The organism is Methylobacillus pratensis (assembly GCF_054072455.1).
This window is the reverse complement of record NZ_JBSUSR010000003.1, coordinates 209311-232166: the sequence shown is the minus strand read 5'-3', so window position 1 is coordinate 232166 and position 22856 is coordinate 209311. Positions and strand designations below refer to the sequence as shown.

The window sequence follows — 22856 nt, the reverse complement described above, 5'->3', positions numbered from 1 at the left end:
CAAATGCATCAGTTTTTATGGGGTTAAAATCTCTTTCAACGCATGAACCAGCGCTTGGGACTGTGCGTCGGTACCGATGGTGATCCGCAAGAAATCACTGATGCGGGCGGGCTTGCTGAAATGGCGCACGATGATGCTGCGCTCGCGCAAACTAGCAGCCAATTCAGCGCCGCTGCGTTTTCCATGCCGGGCAAAGATGAAATTGGCCTCCGAAGGCAAGACCACAAACTCCAGCGCCTGCAGCTCCCTGATCAACGCTTCCCTGGTGGCGACCACCTTGCGGCAAGTTTCTTCAAAATACGCTTTGTCCTCAATCGCCGCAGCGGCACCGCTGATCGCAAAACGATCCAGCGGATAGGAATTGAAGCTGTCCTTGACCCTGACCAAGGCCTCGATCAGATGCGGCTGGCCGATCGCATAACCGACACGCAGGCCTGCCAGTGAACGCGCCTTGGACAGGGTATGCGTCACCAGCAGGTTGGGATATTGCTTGACCAGCCCCACCGCGGACTCGGCGCCGAAGTCGACGTAGGCCTCGTCGATCACTATCACCGACTCGGTATTCGCCTTGAGCAGCCGCTCAATCTCGGCAAGCGGCAAACCGCGGCCGGTCGGCGCGTTAGGGTTGGGGAAGATGATGCCGCCGTTGGGGCGGTGATAATCATCAACATTGATCTCGAATTCCTCGCCCAAAGCGACCGTCTGGTATTCGATACCATACAGCCCGCAATACACCGGGTAGAAACTATAGGTGATGTCGGGGAACAAGATCGGCTTGTCGTGCTTGAGCAGCGCATGGAACGTATGCGCCAGCACCTCGTCGGAGCCGTTGCCGACAAATACATGCGTATCGGGCACATCGTAGAATTTCGCTACCGCCTGCACCACCTTGTCCGAGGTTGGATCAGGATAAAGGCGCAGGCTGTCGGCAGCCTCCGCTTCAAGCACAGCCAGCACTTTGGGGCTGGGGCCGTAGGGGTTTTCGTTGGTGTTGAGCTTGACCAGGTTGGTCAGCTTGGGCTGCTCCCCGGGCACATAGGGAGTCAGCTCATGCACGATGGCACTCCAGTACTTGCTCAAGGTCAGCCTTTCAAGCGGAATTCGGCGGAACGGGCATGCGCCTGCAAGCCTTCGCCATAGGCCAGGGTGGCCGCCACACGGCCAAGCTTCTGCGCACCGGCGCTGGACACCATGATCAGGCTGGAACGCTTCTGGAAATCGTAGACACCGAGCGGCGATGAAAAGCGTGCGGTGCGGGATGTCGGCAGGACGTGGTTCGGGCCAGCACAGTAATCCCCAAGGGCCTCGCAGGTGTCGCGCCCCATGAAGATGGCGCCCGCATGGCGGATCTTCTTGCTGTATGCCAGCGGATCGTCCACCGACAGCTCCAAGTGCTCGGGGGCGATATAGTTGGCAATCTCCGCCGCCTGCTCCAGGTCATTCACCTTGATCAGGGCGCCACGATTCTGCAGCGAGGTACGGATGATCTCCTTGCGCGGCATTTCCTCGACCAGCCTCTCGATACTGGCTTGCACCGCATCGAGGAAATCGGCATCGGGCGATAGAAGGATGGCTTGCGCCAGCTCATCGTGCTCGGCCTGGGAAAACAAATCCATCGCTACCCAGTCGGGATTGGTCTTACCGTCGCAGATCACGAGGATTTCGGACGGGCCGGCCACCATGTCGATGCCGACCACCCCGAACACGCGGCGCTTGGCTGCCGCCACATAGGCATTGCCGGGACCGACGATCTTGTCGACCTGCGGCACGGTTTCCGTGCCATAGGCCAGCGCGCCTACTGCCTGGGCGCCGCCGATACAGAATACGCGGTCGACGCCACATACTGCCGCAGCGGCAAGCACCAGTTGGTTCTTTTCACCACCCGGCGTTGGCACGACCATGATGAGCTCCTGCACTCCCGCCACCTTGGCAGGAATCGCATTCATGAGCACAGATGACGGATAGGCCGCCTTGCCGCCGGGCACATAAAGCCCGACGCGGTCCAGCGCCGTGACCTGCTGCCCAAGCAAAGTGCCGTCCTCCTCGGTATAGGTCCAGGAGGACATCAACTGTTTCTCGTGATAGTCGCGCACACGCTGCGCCGCCTGCTGCAAGGCTTCGCGCTGTTCAGCTGGCAGGCCTTCCAGGGCAGCATGCAGCTCGGCCTTGCCGATCTCGAGCTGGGCCATGGATTGCGCATCCAGCCGGTCGAAGCGCTGGGTATATTCCAGCACGGCGGCATCGCCGCGGGTTTTGACATTGCGCAGGATATCCGCCACTACGTTGTCTATCTTGTCGTCTTGCGCGGTCTCGAATGCAAGCAGGGCTTTCAGGTCCTGGTCAAAACTTGCATCGCTTGTAGAAAAACGTCTGATATTCATGATTCAACCTGGGTTATTGATTGGCCGTCACGGCCTGGGCAAACGCATCCATGATGGGCTGCAGTTGGTCGCGCTTGAGCTTGAGCGACGCCTGGTTCACGACGAGGCGCGAACTGATGTCGGTAATTTCTTCCACTGCCTTGAGGTTGTTGGCACGCAGGGTGCCGCCCGTACTGACCAAATCCACGATGGCATCGGCTAGGCCGACCAGCGGGCCGAGCTCCATCGAGCCATACAGCTTGATCAGGTCGACGTGCATGCCCTTGGCAGCGAAGTGCTCGCGCGCAGTCTTGACGTACTTGGTCACCACCTTGAGCCGGGCGCCGCGGCGGATAGAGCCGAAATAGTCGAAATCCTCGCGCACGGCGACCATCATGCGACAACGCGCAATGTTCAGGTCCAGCGGCTGGTACAAGCCTTCGCCGCCATGTTCGTCCAGCACGTCCTTGCCTGCGATGCCGAGATCGGCGGCGCCGTATTGCACGTAAGTCGGCACATCGGTGGCGCGCACGATGATCAGGCGCACATCGGGGCGGTTGGTAGGCAGGATCAGCTTGCGGGACGCTTCTGGGTCCTCAAGCGCGGTAATCCCCGCCGCTGCAAGCAAGGGCGTGGTTTCCTCGAAAATGCGACCCTTGGAAAGGGCGATAGTAATCATTGCTGTCTTTCTTGTGTATTTGACCCGTCGGGGGCTTACTTTATCCGCTGGACGCGTGCGCCCAGCTGCCCGAGTTTTTCTTCCAGACGCTCGTAACCGCGGTCCAGGTGGTAAATGCGCTCGATGACCGTTTCGCCACGCGCGACCAAGGCGGCAAGCACCAAGCTGGCCGAGGCGCGCAAATCAGTCGCCATCACGGTCGCGCCCTCGAGGAACTCGCGGCCACGCACGATGGCCGTATTGCCCTCCACCTCGATACTGGCACCCAGGCGCTGCATTTCCTGCACATGCATGAAGCGATTCTCGAAAATGGTTTCCGTCACGGTCGCCACTGCGTCGGCCACGGTATTCAGCGCCATGAACTGCGCCTGCATGTCGGTGGGGAACGCAGGATGCGGTGCAGTACGGATGCTGACCGATTTCAGCGCGCCTGTGCGCTTGAGCACGCCCTCGCTGCGTACGGTAATGCTGTTGTCGGTATATTCGATCTCGGCGCCGCTTTCGCGCAGCTTGTCGATCACGGCATCCAGGAGGTCGGCGCGCGCGTTATTGAGCTTGACTTCCCCGCCGGCCATTGCCGTTGCCACCATGTAAGTGCCCGCTTCAATCCGGTCACATACGACATCATGGCTGGCCGCATGCAGGCTGGCAACACCCGTCACCGTAATCACGTCGGTGCCTGCGCCTTCAATCCTGGCACCCATCTTGATCAGGCACTCCGCGAGATCCACCACCTCGGGCTCCTTGGCTGCGTTTTCCAATACCGTCACGCCATCTGCCAGCGCGGCCGCCATCATGAGGTTTTCCGTGCCCGTGACCGTGACAATATCCATGAAAACGCGCGCGCCCTTGAGCTTGGCCGCCTTGGCCTCGATGTAGCCATGCTCGATGTGGATTTCCGCGCCCATTGCCTGCAAACCCTTGATATGCAGGTCGACTGGGCGCGAACCGATGGCACAGCCGCCAGGCAGCGACACCCGCGCATGACCGAACCTCGCAAGCAGCGGCCCCAGCACCAGGATGGAGGCGCGCATGGTCTTCACCATCTCGTACGGCGCCTCGCAAGTATGGATATCGCTCGCATCCAGGCTCAGGCGGTACCCGTCCAGCTCGGCAATCCTCACGCCCATGTGCGCAAGCAGTTTGCGCATGGTGGCGATATCGTGCAACTGTGGCACATTGCCCAGCGTCAACGGGCCGTCCGTCAACAGGCCGGCACAGAGAATAGGCAAGGCCGCATTCTTGGCGCCGGAAACCGATATTTCACCGTTCAAAGGGACGCCGCCCTGGATGACTAGCTTATCCACGTGTTATGCCTGGGCTTCCTGCAACAGTTTCTGCAACTCGCCTTGCTGGTAAAGGTCGCGCATGATGTCCGCGCCGCCGATGAACTCACCCTTGATATAAAGCTGCGGGATGGTCGGCCAGTTGGCGTAGACCTTGATGCCCTCACGGATGGCAGGGTCGGCCAGCACATCGATCGCAACGAAGTCCTTCAGGCCGCTGGCTTGCAGGATTTGCACGGCCAGCCCGGAAAAACCGCATTGCGGGAACTTGGGGCTGCCCTTCATGTAAAGCACAACGGGGTTGCTCGTCACCTGGCTCTTGATCAGTTCTTGTGTATCCATATCCTATCCTTAAAATTAAATCGGTTCGCCATCAAAGCGTGGCATTGAGTTTGGCCCAGGCTTCCGGGGTGAATGTGCGCATGGACAAGGCATGAATCTCCTCGCGCATGCGATCGCCCAAGGCCTGGTATACCAATTGATGCTGCTGCACCATGTTCTTGCCCGCGAACAGCGGGCTGACGATAATGGCCTCGAAATGCTGCCCGTCTTCTCCAAGCACCTGCACATGCTCACAGGCCAGGCCCTGGGCAATATAGTTTTTCAACGCTTCTGCACTTAGCACGGTTCAGCCTCGCAATTTGTAGCCGGATTTCAGCATCTGTAAAGTAATGAATGATAGGGCAAAAAAGCACCCCGCAACAACGCTCAAACTGATATAGGGCGAAATATCCCCCACCCCGAAGAAGCCGTAGCGGAAGCCGTCTATCATGTAGAAAAACGGGTTGAGGTGGGATACCTGCTGCCAGAACGGAGGCAGCGAGTGTATCGAATAAAAAACCCCGGACAGGAACGAAAGCGGCATGATGACGAAATTCTGGAAAGCGGCCATCTGGTCGAACTTCTCTGCCCAGATGCCGGCGATAATGCCGAAAGTCCCCATCAACGCGCTGCCCAGCAACGCAAAGGTCAATATCCAGCCGGGATGCGCGACCGGTAAGTCGATGAAGAGAATGGCAACCAGGTAAATCCCCAGGCCGACCACCAGGCCGCGAATAATGGAGGCTGCAAGAAACGCCAGATAGAATCCAAAATAGGAAATCGGCGTCAGCAGGATAAAGATCAGGTTGCCCATCACCTTGGATTGGATCAGGCTGGACGAGCTGTTGGCAAAAGCGTTCTGCAACAGCGACATCATGATCAGGCCCGGGATCAGGAACGCCGTATAACCCACGCCGGGATACACCTGCACACGGCCTTCCAGCACATGGGAGAAGATCAGCAGGTAAAGCAGCGCGGTCATCACCGGTGCGGCGACCGTCTGGAAACTCACGCGCCAGAAACGCAGCAGCTCCTTCTTGAACAAGGTCCACGGGCCACGCAGATTTTGGCTGAGCAAATTCGCCATCAACTTACGATCTCCACGAATACATCCTCGAGATCGGCTTCGATCAACTGCATATCCTCAACCGTCACGCCCGCCAGCCGCAATTCGGCCAGGATGGATTCCAGCTGCGCCACATCGGCAATTGCCAGGATGTAAGCGCCGCCTTGCTCCTCCCGCACCAAGGATGCCAACGACGCGGGCAACGCAGCGGAAAGCTTGAGGCGCAGACGCTTGCCGGGTACGCGGTTCAGCAGGTTGCGGGTACTGTCCAATGCCACGATCTCACCCTGCTTCATCATGGCAATACGGCTACAGAGCGTTTCCGCTTCTTCCAGATAGTGCGTGGTCAGGATAATGGTATGGCCTTCGCGGTTGAGCCGACGGATGAACTCCCACATGGTCTGGCGCAACTCGACATCGACGCCCGCGGTGGGCTCGTCGAGCACGATCACAGGCGGCTTGTGCGCAAGCGCCTGGCCGATCAGCGCGCGCCGCTTCATGCCGCCCGACAGGCGGCGCATATTGGTGTGCGCCTTGTCCGCCAAGCCCAGGGACTCGATGATTTCATCCACCCAGGCGTCGTTGCCGCGTCCATGGCCGAAATACCCGGCCTGGAACCGCAACATCTCACGCACATTGAAGAATGGATCGAATACCAGTTCCTGCGGCACCACGCCCAAGGCCCGACGCGCCTCGGCATATTGGACATTGACGTCGAAGCCCATCACCTGCAGGGTGCCGCTGCTTGGGCGCGACAACCCTGCCAGCAGGTTGATCAATGTGGACTTGCCAGCGCCGTTCGGCCCGAGCAAGGCAAAAAACTCGCCCTGCTCAATGGACAAGTCGATGCCTTTCAGCGCATGTAGATCGCCGAAACGCTTGTGCACCTGCTGGATATTGATCGCGGGAATCATCAATGAAACTGGGGCTTGAGCCCCAATGCTCAATGGCTGTGGCTGGATTGCGGAATCAGCTCGAGCACGCCATACAGCGTAGCCAGGCTGGCAAGATTAGCCGGCAAGTTCACCAGACTGACAGCAGACTTGCTTGCAGCGGCATGGCGCAACCACTCGAAAATCAGGCTAAGCGCCACCGTATCGACCTCATCCACCTGGGCAAGGTCGATCTCCAGTGTGCCAGGCATCTGCAAGGCCTTGCTTTCAGCCAGCAAGGCGTCTGCCTGATTGACGGTCATGTCGCCGCTGACCAGCCAGCGGTTTCCTTGTTGTTGAATCTGTGCCAAGTTCTACTCTTCGCTTACTTGTTGGATTCCTGGTTCTTGGCAGCCAGCTTCTGAATCAGGCTGTCCAAGCCGCCTTGGCGGATCTCGTTGCTGAACTGGCCGCGATAGTTGGTCACTAGGCTCACGCCTTCTATGGTGATGTCGTACACCTTCCAATTATCGCCATTCTTTTCCAGGCTGTAATCGACAGCGACCGGCTGGCCGCCCGGTTGCAGGATCTGCGTCTTCACCTTGACGTCGGTGTCGCCGGGCTGCGCACGGAACGGCTTGTATTCGATGGTCTGGTTGCGGTACTTGGACAATGCAGTGGCATAGGTACGCAGCAGCAAGCTGCGGAACTCGTCCTGGAAAGCCTGCTTCTGCTCGGGAGAAGCTTTGCTCCATGCCTTGCCCAGCACTAGGCGCGACACGCGGTCGAAATTGAAGTTAGGCAGGATCTTCTCTTCTGCCAAGGCAAAAATCTTGTTCTGGTTGCCAGCCTGGATGTCCTTGTCCTGCTTCACGACCGCCAATACATCCTCGGCCGTCTTCTTTACCAGCGCGTCAGGCGCGACTTCCGCCATGGCCAGGTTCGCACAGCCAACAAACGCCATCGCGGCCATCCACTTCATCATTGTTTGCATGCTTATTCCGCCTCTTTACTATCGTTAGACTTATCGTCGTCTGACTCGGACGCCTTGCTGTAAAGGAACTGGCTGATCATCTTTTCCAGCACCACGGCATCCTGCGTCTTAACAAACTTGTCGCCGTCCTGCAGCATCTTGTCGTCGCCGCCGGCTTCCAGGCCAATATATTGCTCGCCCAACAGGCCGGCAGTGTAGATATTGGCAAACGTATCCTTAGGGAAAGGATACCGTTTGTCCACCTTCACTGTCACCTGCGCCTCATAGGTTTCAGGATCGAACTTGATGCTGTCCACCCGCCCCACGACCACGCCTGCACTTTTCACGGGGGCACGTGGCTTGAGACTGCCGATATTCTCAAAAGCTCCCGTCACGCTATAGGTTTCGCCAAGGGTGGCGCTGTTGAAATTGCCGACCTTCAATGCCAAACCAAACAGCGCCGCAGCCCCTGCAGCGACAAAAACACCGACCCAAAGATCAATTGTTGTACGTTCCATCTTTTCTCCAGTGTGTTGCGCTTACGCAACAATCATGAACGAAGTCATTACAAAATCGAGACCCAGCACCGCCAATGAGGAATTCACCACCGTGCGCGTCGTCGCGCGGCTCACGCCTTCGGCGGTCGGCGGCGCATCAAAACCTTCAAACAGGGCGATCATGGTACAGGCAATACCGAACACCACGCTCTTGATCACCCCGTTCACAATATCTTCGCGGAAATCCACGCTGGCCTGCATCTGCGACCAGAATGCGCCGGCATCCACACCGATCAAGGGCACCGCCACCAGATAGCCGCCCAGTACCCCGACCATGGAGAACAAGGCTGCCAGCAACGGCATGGAGAACACCCCGGCCCAGAACCTTGGCGCCACCACGCGGGCGACAGGGCTTACCGCCATCATTTCCATCGCGGACAATTGCTCGGTCGCCCTCATCAGGCCGATTTCCGCAGTGATCGCGGTTCCGGCGCGCCCCGCAAACAGCAGGGCGGTTACCACCGGCCCGAGCTCGCGTACCAGCGACAAGGCCACCAGCACGCCGATCGCCTCGGAAGAACCGTAGCGCTGCAAAGTGTTGTAACCCTGCAAGGCCAGCACCATGCCGACGAAGAACGCCGAGACGAGGATGATGATCAACGACAACACGCCAGTGAAATAAATCTCGCGTATGGTCAGGTGTAGCCTGCGGAAACTCTCGCCCGAATAGATCAATACGTAAAAGAAAAAGCGGATGCTGGCACCGAACCGCCAGAGGCGGTCAATCACGCGATGGCCGATTCCGCGAAGCACATTCGCTACAGCACTAAACATTCGCGCTCCTCAAGATATCCTGCCTGTAATCAGGCGCGGCGTAATGGAAAGGCACAGGCCCGTCCACCTCGCCATGCACGAACTGGTGCACGAACGGCAGCTCGGACTTGCGCAGGTCTTCCGGCGCACCCTCGGCAGCCACGACGCCGTCCGCCACGAAATACACATAATCGGCAAAGGCGAACACTTCCTGTACATCGTGGGTCACGATGATGGAAGTCGCGCCCAGCGCGTCGTTGAGCCTGCGGATCAGGTTGCAGATCACCGCCATCGAGATCGGGTCCAGCCCGGCAAACGGCTCGTCGTACATGATGATGGCAGGATCGAGCGCCACCGCGCGCGCCAATGCCACGCGACGCGCCATGCCGCCGGAAAGCTCGGTCGCCTTGAGATCGCGCGCACCGCGCAAGCCTACGGCGTTGAGCTTCATCATCACCAAGTCACGGATCATGGATTCCGGCAAATCGGTATGCTCGCGGATCGGGAATGCCACGTTTTCGTAAACGGATAGATCAGTGAACAAGGCGCCTTGCTGGAACAGCATGCCCATCTTGCGGCGCAGCTTTTGTAAACCTTTACGGTCCTGCTTGTGCACTACCTCGCTCGCCACGCGCACCTCGCCGCCCGACGGCTTCAACTGTCCGCCAATCAGGCGCAACAACGTGGTCTTGCCGCTGCCGCTGCCGCCCATGATGGCCACCACCTTGCCGCGCGGGAATTTCATGTTGATGCCCTTGTGCAGCAAGCGCGTCTTGTAGCCAAAGGATAGATTGTCAATTTCGACGATGTTGTCGCTCATGATCGCTACTTTTCTGATTAGCCGGCTATTTTAATGCAAAAGCGGTTTACTTCATAACGCTGGAAAAGTAAAAGCCCGCAAATGCGGGCTTTTACTTAAAACATTCATATTTAGAAAGACATACAAACCGTGAAAGTTCCACCATCAGGAACAGCGGCATTCGCCAGAGAATTGCCAGCTGTTCCAACAGCAGCAGGAGTCGTAGTAACACGCACCGCCCCATTATCTGTCAATCCATCATCTAGTAATACATCAATCTGTTTAGCTAAACGTCCAGTAACTCCGTCAGAACAAACCACAAAGGTACCCACCATAGGGTTCCCAGCATCCTGAATCGTATTAAAACCATTCAGGCTTTGCACTCCAATACGCCCACCATCTGCATTTCTTGGAATATAAGCATCTGTTCCAATCTGAGTTGACCCAGTAGCCAAGCCAGCCAATCTGACATGTTGCCAGAACAAGTATGACTCATCGGTGTCCGTAACAGAATTCCAATGCCCATCAATACGCCCTGCTTGACCATTTGCAGGAGTAGTTGCCCTACGCCCTCCTGTAATATGTGCCTCTACCGCAGGGTCATCCCCAGGCAATGCCCTATATTTATCTTGGTACCCATAAAGCAGAATCTGCACATTTTTTAAATCATTAGCAATATTTTTTGCCTTGGCGCTATTGATCAACTCCTGCCCCTTGAGCACGCCGCCCAGCAGCAAGCCGATAATCACCAGGACTATCGCCAGCTCGATCAGCGTGAAGCCGGATGTTTTTTTCATATGCTATCCTTGCGCGAGGTTGCCGGCACGGCAGCCTCAATAATCAGTTGGTATAAGATATGCAACTCTCATGCCAATTAGCAAACAACCAGAATTAAAGAAAAACCCAATAATGGCGCGGGTTTTAAGCAGATTTGGCCAAATTCCATGTTTGCCAAAATATCGTCAAAGTGTTGAGATTTCGTCTATAGTGACAAAATTACGACACACGCTACCAGAGACCATCCCATTTCATGGCCACTTTAAGCAGCCGCACTAATTCCTACCGGCCAAGCGCATCGACCCTGCAGCAATGGATGCTGGGGCTGATGTTGTTGAGCTTCCATGGGGTATTGCTATGGGGTTTCGAGGACCCGCTACAGAAAGGTCTGCTGCTCTGCCATTACGGTTTGTTCCTGATCTGGCAGCCAATCTGGCAAACCAAGGAAAAACTTTCCCTGCAAGCCATCCTGCTGTTCGCCGCGGGCGGCATTCTGTTTACCGTATTCGTCAGTTGGTGGCTGTTGGCTATCTGGCTCTCCGCGCTGTTCGGGTTGCTGGGCGGGCGCATTTTTTCCGCAACGGCGCGCGCCTCGCGCCAAAGCTACCTGTTTGCTGCCACCTACCTGCTTTCCGTCCTGCTGCTATGGGTAATTCCGCACCTGCTGGATGCCAATACGGCACTGCTGGTCACAGAATTCCTCATGCTCTACCTGCTGCCCGTCCTGCCGCTAGTCATCCTGTTCCTGCGCGTGAAGCAGGAAACCCACCAGCATGCGCCTATCCTCGATTTCTTTTACACCCTGCTGCTATTCCTGCTCTCGGTCACGCTGATTCTCAGCATTTTCACGATTTCGCGCACTACCGAGGCCGATTATGCCGAGGTGGTGGTATGGGTGGTGTTCGGCCTGGCAGCGGCGTTGTTGCTGGCAAGCTGGCTATGGAACCCTCGGGCCGGCTTCAGCGGCATTGGGCAGTTGCTGTCGCGCTACCTCCTGAGCGTGGGCTTGCCGTTCGAACGCTGGATAAAAAATATCGCCGAACTTGCCGAGCGCGAAACCAGCGCCAAGGAATTCATGCATGCAGCGATGAGCGAGGTTGAAACCCTGCCGTGGGTGGCGGGCGGCAAATGGGAGACAGAAGACGACCAGGGCGAGTTTGGCACCCAGGCGCCCTATTATGCCGACCTCGAGTTCCATGATTTTCACCTGACTCTGTACAGCCGCTGGCCGCTTACGCCCGCGCTCACGATTCACCTCAAGCTGCTGACGCAGATCCTGGGCGAGTTCCACGAAGCCAAGCGCCGCGAGGAAGCCTTGCTACAGAATACCTACATGCAGGCGATCTACGAAACCGGCGCGCGCCTCACACACGACATGAAGAACATCGTGCAATCCATGAGCGCGCTTTGCAGCGCGGCCGAACAGGCAACCGAGGCAGACAATGAGCGGCTGGTCGCGCTGATCCGCAAGCAGTTGCCGCTGCTCAACCAGCGCCTGGCATTGACGCTGGACAAGCTGGGCGCACCTCGTAACGAGAACACGCGCATGCTGCCATTGCTGGAGTGGTGGGACAACCTGCAACAACGCTATACAGGCACCCGCATCAGCTTCAGCGAAACCATCACGACGGAAGCCGACCCCAGGATAGACAGCGAGGTATGGGACAGCGTGGTGGACAATCTCCTGCAGAATGCATTGGCCAAAGCCCGGCACGAGCCTGACATCAGCATCTCGGCTTCCCTGGTGATCAATGGCCAAATATTTATCGAGGTTACCGATAGCGGCAATCCCATGCCGGAAGAAGTGGCGGCAAGCCTGTTCCGCAAACGCATCCGTTCGGAAGGCGGGCTCGGTATCGGGCTTTACCAGGCGGGACGACAGGCGCAACAGGCTGGCTACCAGCTCGCCCTGGTGGAGAACCAGCTTGGCACGGTACGCTTCAGGCTGGAGATGAAATAACGGTCAATCCGAAACGCACCAACTAAAAAGGCCGCGACTGCATGGCAGCGCGGCCTTTTTTAATTGTGCGGCATGCCTACAGCTCGCCGTAAGAATGCAAACCGGAGAGGAACATGTTCACCCCCAGGAAGGCAAAGGTGGTCACGAGCAGCCCAACCAATGCCCACCAGGCCAGGATGGGGCCGCGCAAGCCCTTGACCAGCCGCAGGTGCAGCCAAGCCGCATAATTGAGCCAGACGATCAACGCCCAGGTTTCCTTCGGGTCCCACGACCAGTAGCCGCCCCACGCTTCCGCCGCCCACATCGCGCCCAGGATGGTGGCAATGGTAAAGAAGGCGAACCCGACGGAGATGGCCTTGTACATCACGTCATCCAGCACTTCCAGGCTGGGCAGGCGCGATGCAAGGATGCCCTTGTTCACCAGCAAATAGGCCAACCCAACCATGGCCGCCAAGGCGAAGGTGCCGTAGCCGATAAAGTTGGCCGGCACATGGATTTTCATCCAGTAGGACTGCAGGGCGGGCACCAGGGGCTGAATTTCGTAGGCCTGGCGATCGAAGGTGTACCAAAGGATGAAGCCCACGGCGGCATTGATGACGACCAGTACGAAACCGCCCAGCTGGCGCGTGGCATAACGGCCTTCGTAATAGAGGTACGCCAGCGCGGTAATCAGGCAGAACAGGATGAAGACTTCATACAGGTTGCTGATCGGGATATGCCCGACATCCGGGGCGATCAGGTAGGATTCGTACCAACGCACCATGAGGCCGACAAAGCCCATGACCACGGCAGACCAGACCAGGCCGGAACCAACCTTGGCGGCAAAGGCAGAGCGGGCAAACAGGCCAAGCCAGTAAGCCAGCATCGCCAGGACAAACAGCACATTCATCCACATGATGGCGGACTGGCTGGAAAACAGGTATTTGAGCAGGAACACCTGCCCTGCGCTATCCTGACTGCCGTCATAAAGCTGGATGGCGCCCAAGCTGATGACCGCCACGCCCAGCAGCAGCAGGCGCATCGGCTTCCATTGCCACCCCAGCCAACTGAACAAGGCTATCGAACCGAACAGGATGCCCACCTCATACGCATCCATGAATTCGGCATATTGCTGGAACGCGAACAGCCCGCCCAGCAGCAGCAGCAGCGCATATCCCCAGTCCGCCAATCTCAGGCGCTTGAACAACGGTTCCGGCACATCTTCCATATAGGCAGTCTTCATCATCAACCCCAATACATGTTGGTTACGTGACAGATGTCACACGTGCTGGTTTTCCAGCAGGCGCGCGAGCTTGTCGCGCATTTTGTCGAATTCGATATCGAAATCGCGGTTCTTGCGGTTGGCCGACATGGCAAACAGCACGCGGCTGCTTTCCGGCTTCACCAGCAGCCAGATGCGGCGCTCGCGGATATAGATCATGGCAAAGATGCCCAGCACCAGCAGCACGGAACCCGAATAGACCAGCACCTTGCCCGGAGAGCGCGTCAATTGCAAGCCGCTGGACTGGCGGTGCTCGAACCCGGTCAATTGCAGGTACAGCGGCGCGCCGTAATGGAAGCTGTCGCTGATCGCATGCAGGCTATCCTCAATGAAGGCCTGCAATTCCTCGCTATTGCCGGTTGGCGGCAGCCCTGCACGCTCGCGGCTGATCGCATAGGCATTGAAGGCGGCCGTCGTCACGATCTTGAGGTATGCCTGCGCTGCGCCCGCGCGCTGCGCCTCCGGCACGGCCTCGTCTATCATCTCGGCCACCTTGCCGAAACCGCCCTGGCCGAACGCCTGCAACAGCTGCCTGACGCTGGCTTCAAATCTGGTCCTGGTTTCCGTGTCGATATCGCCATGGTTGGACAAGGCCAGCTGCGAGACGCGACGCACGATTTCCGGATACAACGATTGGTCAAACATCGCCGCCCGGAAGTTCATATAGCCCTCGATACCGCCCTCTTCATCCGCAGGAATCCGCAGGTAGCGATAACTGTCCTGCTGCATGGAGCGCATGCCGGAAAGGAAATATTGCTTTCCATCCAGCAGCAGCGGGTTCATGTAATTCACATATTCGCGCGCCTGACCTTCGGCATCGCGCACCTTGAAGGTGACGTTCGGGCCCACGTTGCGCGGCTTGCCCTTGCCGTCGACGGAAAGGTTCAAGATATTGAACAGGCGGAAATCGGACAATTCCACGCTCAACGGATTGTTGCCGCCGCTGACGTCATATTTATTGAATACGTTGCCGCTGAACGGAATGTTGTCGGCATGGCTGCCCAACAGGTTCCATACCTTGAAGTCCAGCTTGGAGCCGCCATCGCCGAAATCGGACTGGTAGATGGCAATGCCCTTGTAGATCAAGGGATGGTTCACCTTGATCGTCGCCGTGATAGGGTCCTCGCGTTCGGGATCGATGATCATGATATCGCTCTCGAATGACTTGGGCTGCCCGGTGTCGTAATGCTCGATACGGAAAGTCTTCAATACGATGCTGAATGGCAAGTCCTGCACCAGGTATCCGTCCCGCACGCGCAGGAAGGCCGCATTGGCGCCGGCGCCTTCTGGCAGCGTCATATTGGCGCGGAAGGAAAGATTGGCCGGAGACATACGGCTCTCCGGCGGCACCTTGCGCTCGGGGATATCGCGCGTTTCTATCACCTTGTATCCAAGCAGCTCCTGCGCCTTGAATACCAAGTTGCCGTCCATGAGGCCGCCGATACAGATAATGACGATCGCGGCATGCGTGAGAATATAGCCCAGCCTCTGGTAGCTGCCCGCCTTGGCGGCGAACAGGTTGCCGCCATCTTCCTGCGTCACCGTCTTATAGCGGAAGCCGTGCGCCGAAAGGAACTGCGCCAGGCGGGATGCGGTCTCCCCGGTCGAGTAAGGGGTGTGGTATTCGTGATGATGGCTGAAGCTGCGCAAGGAAACTTCCTTGGCGTTCTCGCGAAATGCGCGCAGCTCCCGCAACATGAGCGGCGTGTTGCGGTAAATACAGAGCGAGGTCGAAAGCACCAGGAAGACGAGGATGACCAGGAACCAGCCGGTATGGTAGACGTCGTAAAGCCCGAGGAACTCAAAGAACTCGAACCAGAACTGGCCGAACTGCACGATGTAGTTGGTATACGGCTCATTCTGCTTGAGCACGGTGCCGATAATGGAGGCGATGCTCAGCACGACCAGCACGCTGACTGCAAAGCGCATCGAGCTCAGCAGCTCATATAGCCTGTGCCTGGTGGACTGTACGGAATTCAAAACAAGACCATTTAAAAAATTTGAGGTGAGACCATCATGCCTATGGTTGGTTGCAAGCCTGGCAATATAAAAAGTTAAGGGCGGCTAATGCCACCCTTAACGCTTATATGAGGCTTTCGGTTGTCAGGCGAAGCAAAAACAACTCGGTTTACTTAAACTTCCTGCCTGACTCAACGTAGCGCGCTGGCAAACTCTCAACTTTCTGCATACCAACACTGCGAATAGGGCCGCATTTTATATAAAAAACCCTACTTCGTGCTAATATTTTTCCCTTTTCGTCGACAGCCCTCTCCTATCCATGCCCTTGTTTCAAAACGCCACTTTTCATATTTCCGCCCACAAGCTGAGCGACCTACCTCCCCCTGCCGGCGTGGAGGTTGCGTTCGCAGGACGCTCCAACGCCGGGAAATCCAGCGCCTTGAATACATTGGCCAACCACAACCGGCTTGCCTTTGTGAGCAAGCAGCCCGGGCGCACCCAGCTCATCAATTTTTTCAGCCTGGGCAATGACCGCTTCCTGGTGGACTTGCCTGGATACGGGTACGCCAAGGTGCCGGAAGCCATGCGCAAGCACTGGCAGCTCACGCTGGCCAGCTACCTGAGCCAGCGCCCCTGCATCGGCGGCCTGGTACTGGTGATGGACTGCCGTCACCCCCTCACCCCGTTGGACCGCCAGATGCTGGATTGGTACAGCCCGAGCGGCAAGCCCATTCATGCCCTGCTCACCAAGTCGGACAAATTGTCACGCCAGGCCGCCAACCAGACATTGCAGCAGGTCAGGAAGGAACTCGAGGCCAATTGGGGCAATTGCAGCGTGCAACTGTTCTCCAGCCTGAAGAAGCAGGGCGTGGAGGAAGCCGAAGCCGTGATCGGGCGCTGGCTATTTACGCCGGAAGATGATGTCCCAGACGCCGTGGCCTAACTTGATGCCGCGGTTCTCGAACTTGGTCATCGGCCGGTAATCCGGCTTGGGCGCATAATCCTGCGCCGTATTCTCCAGCAGCGGCTCTTGCTGCAGGATGTCCAGCACCCATTCCGCATATTCCTGCCAGTCGGTCGCCACATGCAAGTAAGCGCCTGCTTTCAGCTTACCGCATAGCAACTTGACGAATTCGGCCTGGATCAGCCGGCGCTTGTGGTGGCGTTTCTTGTGCCACGGATCAGGAAAGAAAATGTGCACGCCGTCCAGGCTGGCGTCGGCAATCATGTGCTTCAGCACTTCCACCGCATCGTGCTGGACGATACGCAGGTTATTGAGCTCCAGCTCGCCGATCTGCTTGAGCAGGCTGCCGACCCCAGGGGTATGCACCTCCACGCCGAGGAAATCCCGTTCCGGCTGGTTCTGCGCAATCTTGGCCGTGCTATCCCCCATGCCGAAACCGATTTCCAGGATCTTCGGGCTGCCCTCACGCCCGAACAGCGTGCCCAGGTCCAGGATGGCAGGCGCATAAGGCACGCCGAACACCGGCATGAGATCATCCAGCGCGCGCTGCTGTCCATGGGTCAACCGGCCCTGGCGCAACACGAAGCTGCGGATCGGGCGTTTCGCGAGCTCCTCCTTGCTGATGTCTTCCTTGCCTGCCGTTTCTTGATCCATGCTTGATTCAACCACTGAAAAAACCGCGATTATAGGGTATGCGAGCGGTCGCCGCGAACAAAACCCGAGAGCCGCCCCACGCCCCTGCCCAGCGCAATCACCTTGAACAGTTCGCCCATTTCCGCGGGCGACAGCAGTTTTTGCGCTTGGCTTGCCATTGGCGCGTACCGCCTGAGGTCGTCCGCCGGCACACGCAGCATCAGCTCGGTAATCCCGCAATTGATGAGGAACTGCGCCTGCCCGCAATAACCCAGCAACTGCAGGCCCTGCCCAAGGCCTGCCTTCGCCATGGCAGAGAAATCGACATGGGCGGTCACATCCTGCAAGCCCGGGTACAACAGCGGGTCTGGATGGGCATGGTGGCGGTAATGGCACATGAGCGTGCCTTGATGGCGTTGCGGGTGGTAATACTCCGCATGTGAAAACCCATAATCGATGAACAGCAATACGCCTTCCCGCAGGCACTGTGCCAGGCTTGCCACCAGCGCCTGGGCAGCTGGGCTGACTTCAGTCTGGTAGTGTTCTGGCAATGCAAGCGCATCAATGCCGCTTACCAGGGAAGCATCAATCAAGGACCGGGAATCCAGCATCAAAGCCTCTGCTTCATCCACGGCTACGCCTATTTCCTGCCAATGATCGCTCTCCCTGCGCACGAGATGCACAGGCACTGCATCCAGCACCTCGTTGGCGAGCACGACGCCTGTGAACTCAGCAGGCAAGGCATCCAGCCAAGACACGCGCTCGTACAACGCTGGCGCGAGTGTCGATTGCAGGTATTGCCGCTGCACCTCCTTCAAGTCCGCGCTGACCTCCAGGATCAGGTATTGCACAGGCAACGCGTTGGCTCGCTGCATTTCCTCCAGCACGGCAGCGGCCAGCCTGCCACGGCCCGCGCCGAGCTCAAGGACGCTGCCGCCGGTTTGCGCCAACACTTCCATGACCTGCCGCGCCAGCGTCTCGCCGAACAGCGGCGTCATTTCCGGCGCCGTCACGAAATCGCCGGCCTCACCGAATTTTTGCGTCCCCGCGCTGTAATAGCCCAGGCCCGGCGCATACAACGCCAGCTCCATATAACGGACAAAGCTGATCCAGCCTCCAGCATCCAGCGCCTCCTTGCGGATCAGCGCAAGCAGTCGGGCGCTATGGGCAATGGCGTCGGCATCGGGAATTGGCAAGGCGGAGATATTCATGGTATTGGATTATAATGTCACGTTATTCCTGAATTTTGACGCGGTCTGGAACATTTGGTGGATTCCTCCCTGGAAAACAAGGTCATTTTAATCACTGGCGGTGCAAAACGTGTGGGTGCGGCCATCTGCCGCCTGCTACATGCGGAAGGCGCCAGGCTTATGATCCATTATCGCAGCTCGGATGACGAAGCACGCACCCTGCAATCCGAACTCAACCTGAAACGCCCCAATTCCGTCGCCATCATCCAGGGAGACTTGTTGAGACTGAGCGTACTGCCCAAGCTGGTACAGGAAACCGTGCAGCACTTCGGACGCCTGGACGCCCTCATCAACAACGCCTCCAGCTATTATCCCAGCGAGCTGGGCAGCATCAACGAGCACCAATGGGAGGACCTCATCGGGCCCAACCTCAAGGCGCCGCTGTTCCTGTCGCAGGCCGCAGCGCCCGAGCTCAGGAAAACCCACGGCACCATCATCAACATCACCGACATGCACGTGGAGCGCCCGAAAAAGGGATATATCGTTTACAGCGTTGCCAAGGCAGGCCTGGTGACGCTCACCAAGTCCCTTGCGCACGAACTGGCGCCGGAAGTGAGGGTCAACGCCGTCGCTCCCGGGCCGGTATTATGGCCTGAGAACAACCCGCAGTTCGACGAGGTGTACCGCCAGCGCGTGATCTCGCAAACGCTGCTCAAGCGCATCGGCGAAGGCGACGACGTCGCCAAGGCCGTACGCTTCCTGCTGCAGGACGCCCCGTTCATTACCGGACACGTGATCGCCGTCGATGGCGGACGCTCACTCAATCTTTAAAGTATTGCTTAATCATGATCAAACACTATCCAGACGATGCCTCCAACAGCTTTCTCAAGCTGCGCAACAGCCTGATCAGCGCCACCGGCAAAGCCATTGGCGACTACAACATGGTGGAGGACGGCGACACCATCCTCGTCTGCATGAGCGGCGGCAAGGACTCCTATACCATGCTCATGATGCTGCTGGCCCTGCAGGAACGCGCGCCAGTCGACTTCAAGCTGATCGCCATGAATCTCGACCAGAAGCAGCCGGGCTTCCCCGAACACATCCTGCCCGCCTACCTGGAGCAATTGGGCGTCGAGCACCGCATTGTCGAGGCCGACACCTACTCCATCGTCAAGGAGAAAATTCCGGAGGGCAAGACCACCTGCTCCCTGTGCTCGCGCCTGCGCCGCGGCATCATCTACCGCACGGCCCAGGAGCTGGGCGCCAATAAAATCGCATTGGGCCACCACCGCGACGATATCGTCGAAACCCTGTTCCTCAATATGTTCTTCGGCGCCAAGATGAAGGCCATGCCGCCCAAGCTCGCCACCAACAAGGGCGAATTCCACGTCATCCGCCCGCTGGCCTATTGCGCGGAGAAGGATATCGCCAGCTACGCTCGCGGCATGAACTTCCCCATCATCCCTTGCGATTTGTGCGGCTCGCAAGAAAACCTGCAACGGCAGAAGGTCAAGGACATGCTGCAAGCCTGGGAGCGCGAGCAGCCCGGCCGCGTCAACAATATCTTCCGCGCCATCTGCAATGTCGAGCCTTCCCACCTCGGCGACACCGACCTCTATGACTTCAAGCACATGTCGCAGACCAGGGCTGAGGACGAAGACCCACTGTTCGGCGACATCGACAAGGAAAACAACCCGGCCTTGAGCCTGGTTTCCAGCGAAAGCTCCCGCATCGAGTTCAAGCGCAATATCGCCTGACGCTTACCATCGCACTCAGGAAAAGATTGTCGGCAAGCGCCTAAATTTACAGTGCTTTCTTGTGCGGCAAGCGATTTACTCTTATCATCTGCCGCTCTGCATCCCACAAATCGTGTGTCCATGTCAAAACTGCTGATCGTTGAATCACCTTCCAAGGCCAAGACCCTGAAAAAATACCTGGGCAAGGATTTTGAGGTTCTGGCCTCATATGGACACGTGCGCGACCTGATTCCCAAGACGGGAGCGGTCGATCCCGAACATGACTTCGCCATGAAGTACGAAGTGATCGACCGCAACTCGCGCCACGTGGATGCGATTGCCAAGGCGGTCAAGACGGCAGACGCCATCTACCTCGCCACCGACCCGGACCGCGAAGGGGAAGCCATTTCCTGGCACATCGCCGAAATCCTCAAGAGCAAGAAACTGCTCAAGGACAAGCTGCTGAAGCGCGTGGTGTTTCACGAAATCACCAAGAATGCCGTGCAGAATGCGATCGACGAACCGCGCGATATCTCCATGCCGCTGGTGAACGCGCAACAGGCGCGCCGGGCGTTGGATTATCTCGTCGGCTTCAACCTTTCGCCCTTGCTGTGGAAGAAAATCCGCCGCGGCTTGTCCGCCGGCCGTGTGCAAAGTCCCGCACTGCGCCTGATCGTCGAGCGCGAACTCGAGATCGAGGCGTTCAAGAGCCAGGAATACTGGACCATCCACCTGGAATCAGCCAAGCACCAGCATGTGTTCGATGCCAAGCTGGTGCAGCTCGACGGCAAGAAGGTGGAGCAATTCACCGTCACCAGCCAGGAGCAGCAGCAGGAAATCGTCGGCAAGCTCATTGCCGTCAGCGCCGGCAAGACCACGGTCACCCGCGTAGAGAAAAAGCAGCGCAGCCGCAGCCCCGCCGCACCGTTCACGACCTCCACACTGCAGCAGGAAGCCGTGCGCAAGCTCGGGTTCACCACCAGCCGCACCATGCGCGTCGCCCAGCAGCTGTATGAAGGCATCGACGTCGGCAGCGGCACGGTGGGCCTGATCACCTATATGCGTACCGACAGCTTCAGCCTCGCGGCCGAGGCCGTCATGCAGATCCGCGACTATATCAAGCAGAACTTCGCCAACGACTATCTGCCCAGGTCGCCGATCATGTACAAGACCAAGGCCAAGAACGCGCAGGAAGCCCACGAGGCGATCCGCCCGACCGACATCACACGTACTCCGGCCAGCTTGCGCGCGTTCCTCACCGACGAGCAGTTCAAGCTGTATGAAATGATCTGGAAGCGCGCCTTGGCGTGCCAGATGACCCAGGCCAAGTTCGACGCCGTCAGCATCGACCTTGCCGTCGGCAGCGAAGCCAACCTGTTCCGCGCCACAGGCCAGACGCTGGTGTTCCCCGGCTTCATCGCCGTCTATATGGAAGGCGTGGACGACGAGGAGGAAGAAGGCGAAAGCAAGCTGCCGCACCTCGAAACCGGCGAAGTGCTCGCCGTGCAGAAAATATTCGGCGACCAGCATTTCACCGAGCCGCCGCCGCGCTACTCGGAAGCCAGCCTGGTCAAGGCCCTGGAAGAGTTCGGCATCGGCCGTCCCTCCACCTATGCCAGCATCATTTCCACCTTGCAGGACCGCGAATACGTCCTACTGGATAAGAAGCGCTTCACCCCGACTGATGTCGGCCGCGTGGTGAACAAATTCCTCACCGAGCATTTCACGCGTTACGTCGACTATGGCTTTACCGCCAACCTGGAAAACGAGCTGGACGACATCGCCGAAGGCGAGCGCGAATGGATTCCCGTGCTCAATGAATTCTGGCAGGGCTTCAACAACCAGATCCATGAAAAGAGCAACGTGGAGCGCCCCGGCGTCGAGGTGCTCGACGAAGCCTGCCCGAAATGCGGCAAGCCCCTGCAATCCCGCTTGGGCCGCTTCGGCAAGTTCATCGGCTGTTCGGGCTACCCGGAGTGCGACTACATCCGCAACCCGACTGCAAATACCAACAGCAACGAACCGACTGTAATCGGCCAGGAACCGGAAAGCGGCAAGGATATCCTGCTGCTGAACGGCCCGTACGGCCCTTACCTGCAGATCGGCCTGCCAGAGGCGGATAGCAAGAAGAAGCCCAAGCGCGTCAGCATTCCCAAGGAAATTCCCGCTGCCAGCCTGGACATGGTGACAGCGCTCAAACTGATCGCCTTGCCGCGCGACCTGGGCCAGCACCCGGAAACTGGCAAGAAGGTGGTAGCCAACATCGGGCGCTTCGGGCCTTACGTCAACCACGACGGCAAGTTCAAGTCCATCCCCAAGAGCGACAGCGTCTTCGACATCGACTTGGCGCGTGCAGTCGAGCTATTGGCGCAAGCCAACTCCGGCCCGGCTCCGATCAAGGAGCTGGGTGCGCACCCGGACGGCACTGGCAATATCGCCATTTACTCCGGCCGCTTCGGGCCTTACGTGCAACATGGAAAACTGCGCGCCACACTGCCCAAGAGCCAGGAGCCGGAAAGCCTGACCATGGAGCAGGCTCTGGAGCTGCTGTCAGCCAAGGCGGCAAAGGACGCACCGGCCAAGAAAGCCAAGGCCCCTGCGAAAAAAGCCGCCGGCACCAAGAAAGCGGCCACCACGACACGCAAGAAAAAGACCGCTGCCAGCGAGAGTGAATAAATCTGGAAGCCTCTGACACCTCCAAAACCGAACC

At 58.1% G+C, this 22856-nt stretch carries 23 protein-coding genes; 5 read left to right on the top strand and 18 right to left on the bottom strand.

The annotated features are described in order from the left end of the window. Positions 1-15: 15 nt before the first annotated feature. The 14 genes from hisC to ACW4YW_RS08440 form a co-directional block, all read right to left on the bottom strand. Positions 16-1080: a histidinol-phosphate transaminase gene (hisC, locus tag ACW4YW_RS08505; protein WP_457137188.1), complete on the bottom strand. Its 1065-nt coding sequence runs from the start codon at positions 1078-1080 to the stop codon at positions 16-18. A 2-nt stretch (positions 1081-1082) separates the two neighbouring features. Beyond that, positions 1083-2381: a histidinol dehydrogenase gene (gene hisD, locus ACW4YW_RS08500; RefSeq protein WP_457137187.1), complete on the bottom strand. Its 1299-nt coding sequence runs from the start codon at positions 2379-2381 to the stop codon at positions 1083-1085. A gap of 13 nt (positions 2382-2394) precedes the next feature. Then, positions 2395-3039 (bottom strand): ATP phosphoribosyltransferase, encoded by a 645-nt coding sequence (gene hisG, locus ACW4YW_RS08495; protein ID WP_457137186.1) that lies wholly within the window; start codon positions 3037-3039, stop codon positions 2395-2397. A gap of 35 nt (positions 3040-3074) precedes the next feature. Continuing rightward, entirely contained in the window at positions 3075-4346 is a 1272-nt protein-coding gene (gene murA / locus ACW4YW_RS08490; protein ID WP_457137185.1) for a UDP-N-acetylglucosamine 1-carboxyvinyltransferase, read from the bottom strand. 3 nt (positions 4347-4349) lie between these two features. Further along, positions 4350-4667: a Grx4 family monothiol glutaredoxin gene (gene grxD / locus ACW4YW_RS08485; RefSeq protein ID WP_230348099.1), complete on the bottom strand. Its 318-nt coding sequence runs from the start codon at positions 4665-4667 to the stop codon at positions 4350-4352. 31 nt (positions 4668-4698) lie between these two features. After that, on the bottom strand, positions 4699-4950 hold the full coding sequence (locus ACW4YW_RS08480) for a BolA family protein (RefSeq protein ID WP_457137184.1): 252 nt from the start codon (positions 4948-4950) through the stop codon (positions 4699-4701). 3 nt (positions 4951-4953) lie between these two features. Next, positions 4954-5733, bottom strand: coding sequence for an ABC transporter permease (locus ACW4YW_RS08475; RefSeq protein ID WP_457137183.1), 780 nt, complete (start codon positions 5731-5733; stop codon positions 4954-4956). Beyond that, entirely contained in the window at positions 5733-6626 is an 894-nt protein-coding gene (locus ACW4YW_RS08470; RefSeq protein WP_457137182.1) for an ATP-binding cassette domain-containing protein, read from the bottom strand. Before ACW4YW_RS08470 ends, ACW4YW_RS08475 begins: the two co-directional genes overlap by 1 nt. Positions 6627-6655: 29 nt before the next feature. After that, a complete protein-coding gene (locus tag ACW4YW_RS08465) occupies positions 6656-6955 on the bottom strand; it encodes an STAS domain-containing protein (protein WP_457137181.1) in 300 nt (99 codons plus the stop codon). A 14-nt stretch (positions 6956-6969) separates the two neighbouring features. Continuing rightward, positions 6970-7578, bottom strand: a complete 609-nt coding sequence (locus ACW4YW_RS08460; protein ID WP_457137180.1) for an MlaC/ttg2D family ABC transporter substrate-binding protein — start codon at positions 7576-7578, stop codon at positions 6970-6972. Positions 7579-7580: 2 nt separating this feature from the next. Next, complete coding sequence (gene mlaD / locus ACW4YW_RS08455) at positions 7581-8075, bottom strand: outer membrane lipid asymmetry maintenance protein MlaD (RefSeq protein ID WP_309564159.1); 495 nt, start codon at positions 8073-8075, stop codon at positions 7581-7583. Between the two features lie 21 nt (positions 8076-8096). Next, entirely contained in the window at positions 8097-8888 is a 792-nt protein-coding gene (gene mlaE / locus ACW4YW_RS08450; RefSeq protein ID WP_457137179.1) for a lipid asymmetry maintenance ABC transporter permease subunit MlaE, read from the bottom strand. Continuing rightward, a complete protein-coding gene (locus tag ACW4YW_RS08445; RefSeq protein ID WP_457137178.1) occupies positions 8881-9687 on the bottom strand; it encodes an ABC transporter ATP-binding protein in 807 nt (268 codons plus the stop codon). The genes mlaE and ACW4YW_RS08445 overlap by 8 nt, the downstream gene beginning before the upstream one ends. Positions 9688-9797: 110 nt before the next feature. Beyond that, positions 9798-10463, bottom strand: a complete 666-nt coding sequence (locus tag ACW4YW_RS08440) for a prepilin-type N-terminal cleavage/methylation domain-containing protein (RefSeq protein ID WP_457137177.1) — start codon at positions 10461-10463, stop codon at positions 9798-9800. A 233-nt stretch (positions 10464-10696) separates the two neighbouring features. On the opposite strand from ACW4YW_RS08440, the gene ACW4YW_RS08435 reads away from it, so the two are divergent. Next, positions 10697-12403, top strand: coding sequence for a sensor histidine kinase (locus ACW4YW_RS08435; RefSeq protein WP_457137176.1), 1707 nt, complete (start codon positions 10697-10699; stop codon positions 12401-12403). Between the two features lie 76 nt (positions 12404-12479). Here the strand turns inward: ACW4YW_RS08435 and ccsB are convergent, their stop codons facing one another. Then, complete coding sequence (gene ccsB, locus ACW4YW_RS08430) at positions 12480-13625, bottom strand: c-type cytochrome biogenesis protein CcsB (protein ID WP_457137308.1); 1146 nt, start codon at positions 13623-13625, stop codon at positions 12480-12482. A 36-nt stretch (positions 13626-13661) separates the two neighbouring features. Further along, the gene (locus ACW4YW_RS08425) at positions 13662-15593 is read right to left on the bottom strand and encodes a cytochrome c biogenesis protein ResB (RefSeq protein WP_457137307.1); all 1932 of its coding nucleotides are present in this window, start codon (positions 15591-15593) and stop codon (positions 13662-13664) included. A 349-nt stretch (positions 15594-15942) separates the two neighbouring features. On the opposite strand from ACW4YW_RS08425, the gene yihA reads away from it, so the two are divergent. Then, entirely contained in the window at positions 15943-16566 is a 624-nt protein-coding gene (yihA, locus tag ACW4YW_RS08420; RefSeq protein ID WP_457137175.1) for a ribosome biogenesis GTP-binding protein YihA/YsxC, read from the top strand. On the opposite strand, the gene trmB is transcribed toward yihA, so the two are convergent. Both trmB and ACW4YW_RS08410 read right to left on the bottom strand, forming a co-directional pair. Continuing rightward, a complete protein-coding gene (trmB, locus tag ACW4YW_RS08415) occupies positions 16525-17241 on the bottom strand; it encodes a tRNA (guanosine(46)-N7)-methyltransferase TrmB (RefSeq protein WP_457137174.1) in 717 nt (238 codons plus the stop codon). The genes yihA and trmB overlap by 42 nt on opposite strands. 29 nt (positions 17242-17270) lie before the next feature. Then, positions 17271-18431, bottom strand: coding sequence for a class I SAM-dependent methyltransferase (locus ACW4YW_RS08410; protein ID WP_457137173.1), 1161 nt, complete (start codon positions 18429-18431; stop codon positions 17271-17273). A 69-nt stretch (positions 18432-18500) separates the two neighbouring features. On the opposite strand from ACW4YW_RS08410, the gene ACW4YW_RS08405 reads away from it, so the two are divergent. From ACW4YW_RS08405 to topA, 3 genes are all read left to right on the top strand, one after another. Beyond that, a complete protein-coding gene (locus tag ACW4YW_RS08405; RefSeq protein ID WP_457137306.1) occupies positions 18501-19241 on the top strand; it encodes a pteridine reductase in 741 nt (246 codons plus the stop codon). Positions 19242-19255: 14 nt separating this feature from the next. Next, complete coding sequence (ttcA, locus tag ACW4YW_RS08400) at positions 19256-20167, top strand: tRNA 2-thiocytidine(32) synthetase TtcA (protein WP_457137172.1); 912 nt, start codon at positions 19256-19258, stop codon at positions 20165-20167. A 120-nt stretch (positions 20168-20287) separates the two neighbouring features. Next, a complete protein-coding gene (gene topA, locus ACW4YW_RS08395; protein WP_457137171.1) occupies positions 20288-22822 on the top strand; it encodes a type I DNA topoisomerase in 2535 nt (844 codons plus the stop codon). Positions 22823-22856: the final 34 nt, after the last annotated feature.

Coding starts and splice junctions, on each gene's coding strand:
- ttcA (WP_457137172.1), top strand. CDS start 19,256: ATGATCAAACACTATCCAGACGATGCCTCCAACAGCTTTCTCAAGCTG.
- ccsB (WP_457137308.1), bottom strand. CDS start 13,625: ATGAAGACTGCCTATATGGAAGATGTGCCGGAACCGTTGTTCAAGCGC.
- ACW4YW_RS08435 (WP_457137176.1), top strand. CDS start 10,697: ATGGCCACTTTAAGCAGCCGCACTAATTCCTACCGGCCAAGCGCATCG.
- ACW4YW_RS08470 (WP_457137182.1), bottom strand. CDS start 6,626: ATGATTCCCGCGATCAATATCCAGCAGGTGCACAAGCGTTTCGGCGAT.
- trmB (WP_457137174.1), bottom strand. CDS start 17,241: ATGGATCAAGAAACGGCAGGCAAGGAAGACATCAGCAAGGAGGAGCTC.
- ACW4YW_RS08410 (WP_457137173.1), bottom strand. CDS start 18,431: ATGAATATCTCCGCCTTGCCAATTCCCGATGCCGACGCCATTGCCCAT.
- ACW4YW_RS08475 (WP_457137183.1), bottom strand. CDS start 5,733: ATGGCGAATTTGCTCAGCCAAAATCTGCGTGGCCCGTGGACCTTGTTC.
- hisG (WP_457137186.1), bottom strand. CDS start 3,039: ATGATTACTATCGCCCTTTCCAAGGGTCGCATTTTCGAGGAAACCACG.
- ACW4YW_RS08445 (WP_457137178.1), bottom strand. CDS start 9,687: ATGAGCGACAACATCGTCGAAATTGACAATCTATCCTTTGGCTACAAG.
- yihA (WP_457137175.1), top strand. CDS start 15,943: ATGCCCTTGTTTCAAAACGCCACTTTTCATATTTCCGCCCACAAGCTG.
- topA (WP_457137171.1), top strand. CDS start 20,288: ATGTCAAAACTGCTGATCGTTGAATCACCTTCCAAGGCCAAGACCCTG.
- ACW4YW_RS08440 (WP_457137177.1), bottom strand. CDS start 10,463: ATGAAAAAAACATCCGGCTTCACGCTGATCGAGCTGGCGATAGTCCTG.
- grxD (WP_230348099.1), bottom strand. CDS start 4,667: ATGGATACACAAGAACTGATCAAGAGCCAGGTGACGAGCAACCCCGTT.
- ACW4YW_RS08425 (WP_457137307.1), bottom strand. CDS start 15,593: ATGCGCTTTGCAGTCAGCGTGCTGGTCGTGCTGAGCATCGCCTCCATT.
- hisD (WP_457137187.1), bottom strand. CDS start 2,381: ATGAATATCAGACGTTTTTCTACAAGCGATGCAAGTTTTGACCAGGAC.
- mlaE (WP_457137179.1), bottom strand. CDS start 8,888: ATGTTTAGTGCTGTAGCGAATGTGCTTCGCGGAATCGGCCATCGCGTG.
- mlaD (WP_309564159.1), bottom strand. CDS start 8,075: ATGGAACGTACAACAATTGATCTTTGGGTCGGTGTTTTTGTCGCTGCA.
- ACW4YW_RS08460 (WP_457137180.1), bottom strand. CDS start 7,578: ATGCAAACAATGATGAAGTGGATGGCCGCGATGGCGTTTGTTGGCTGT.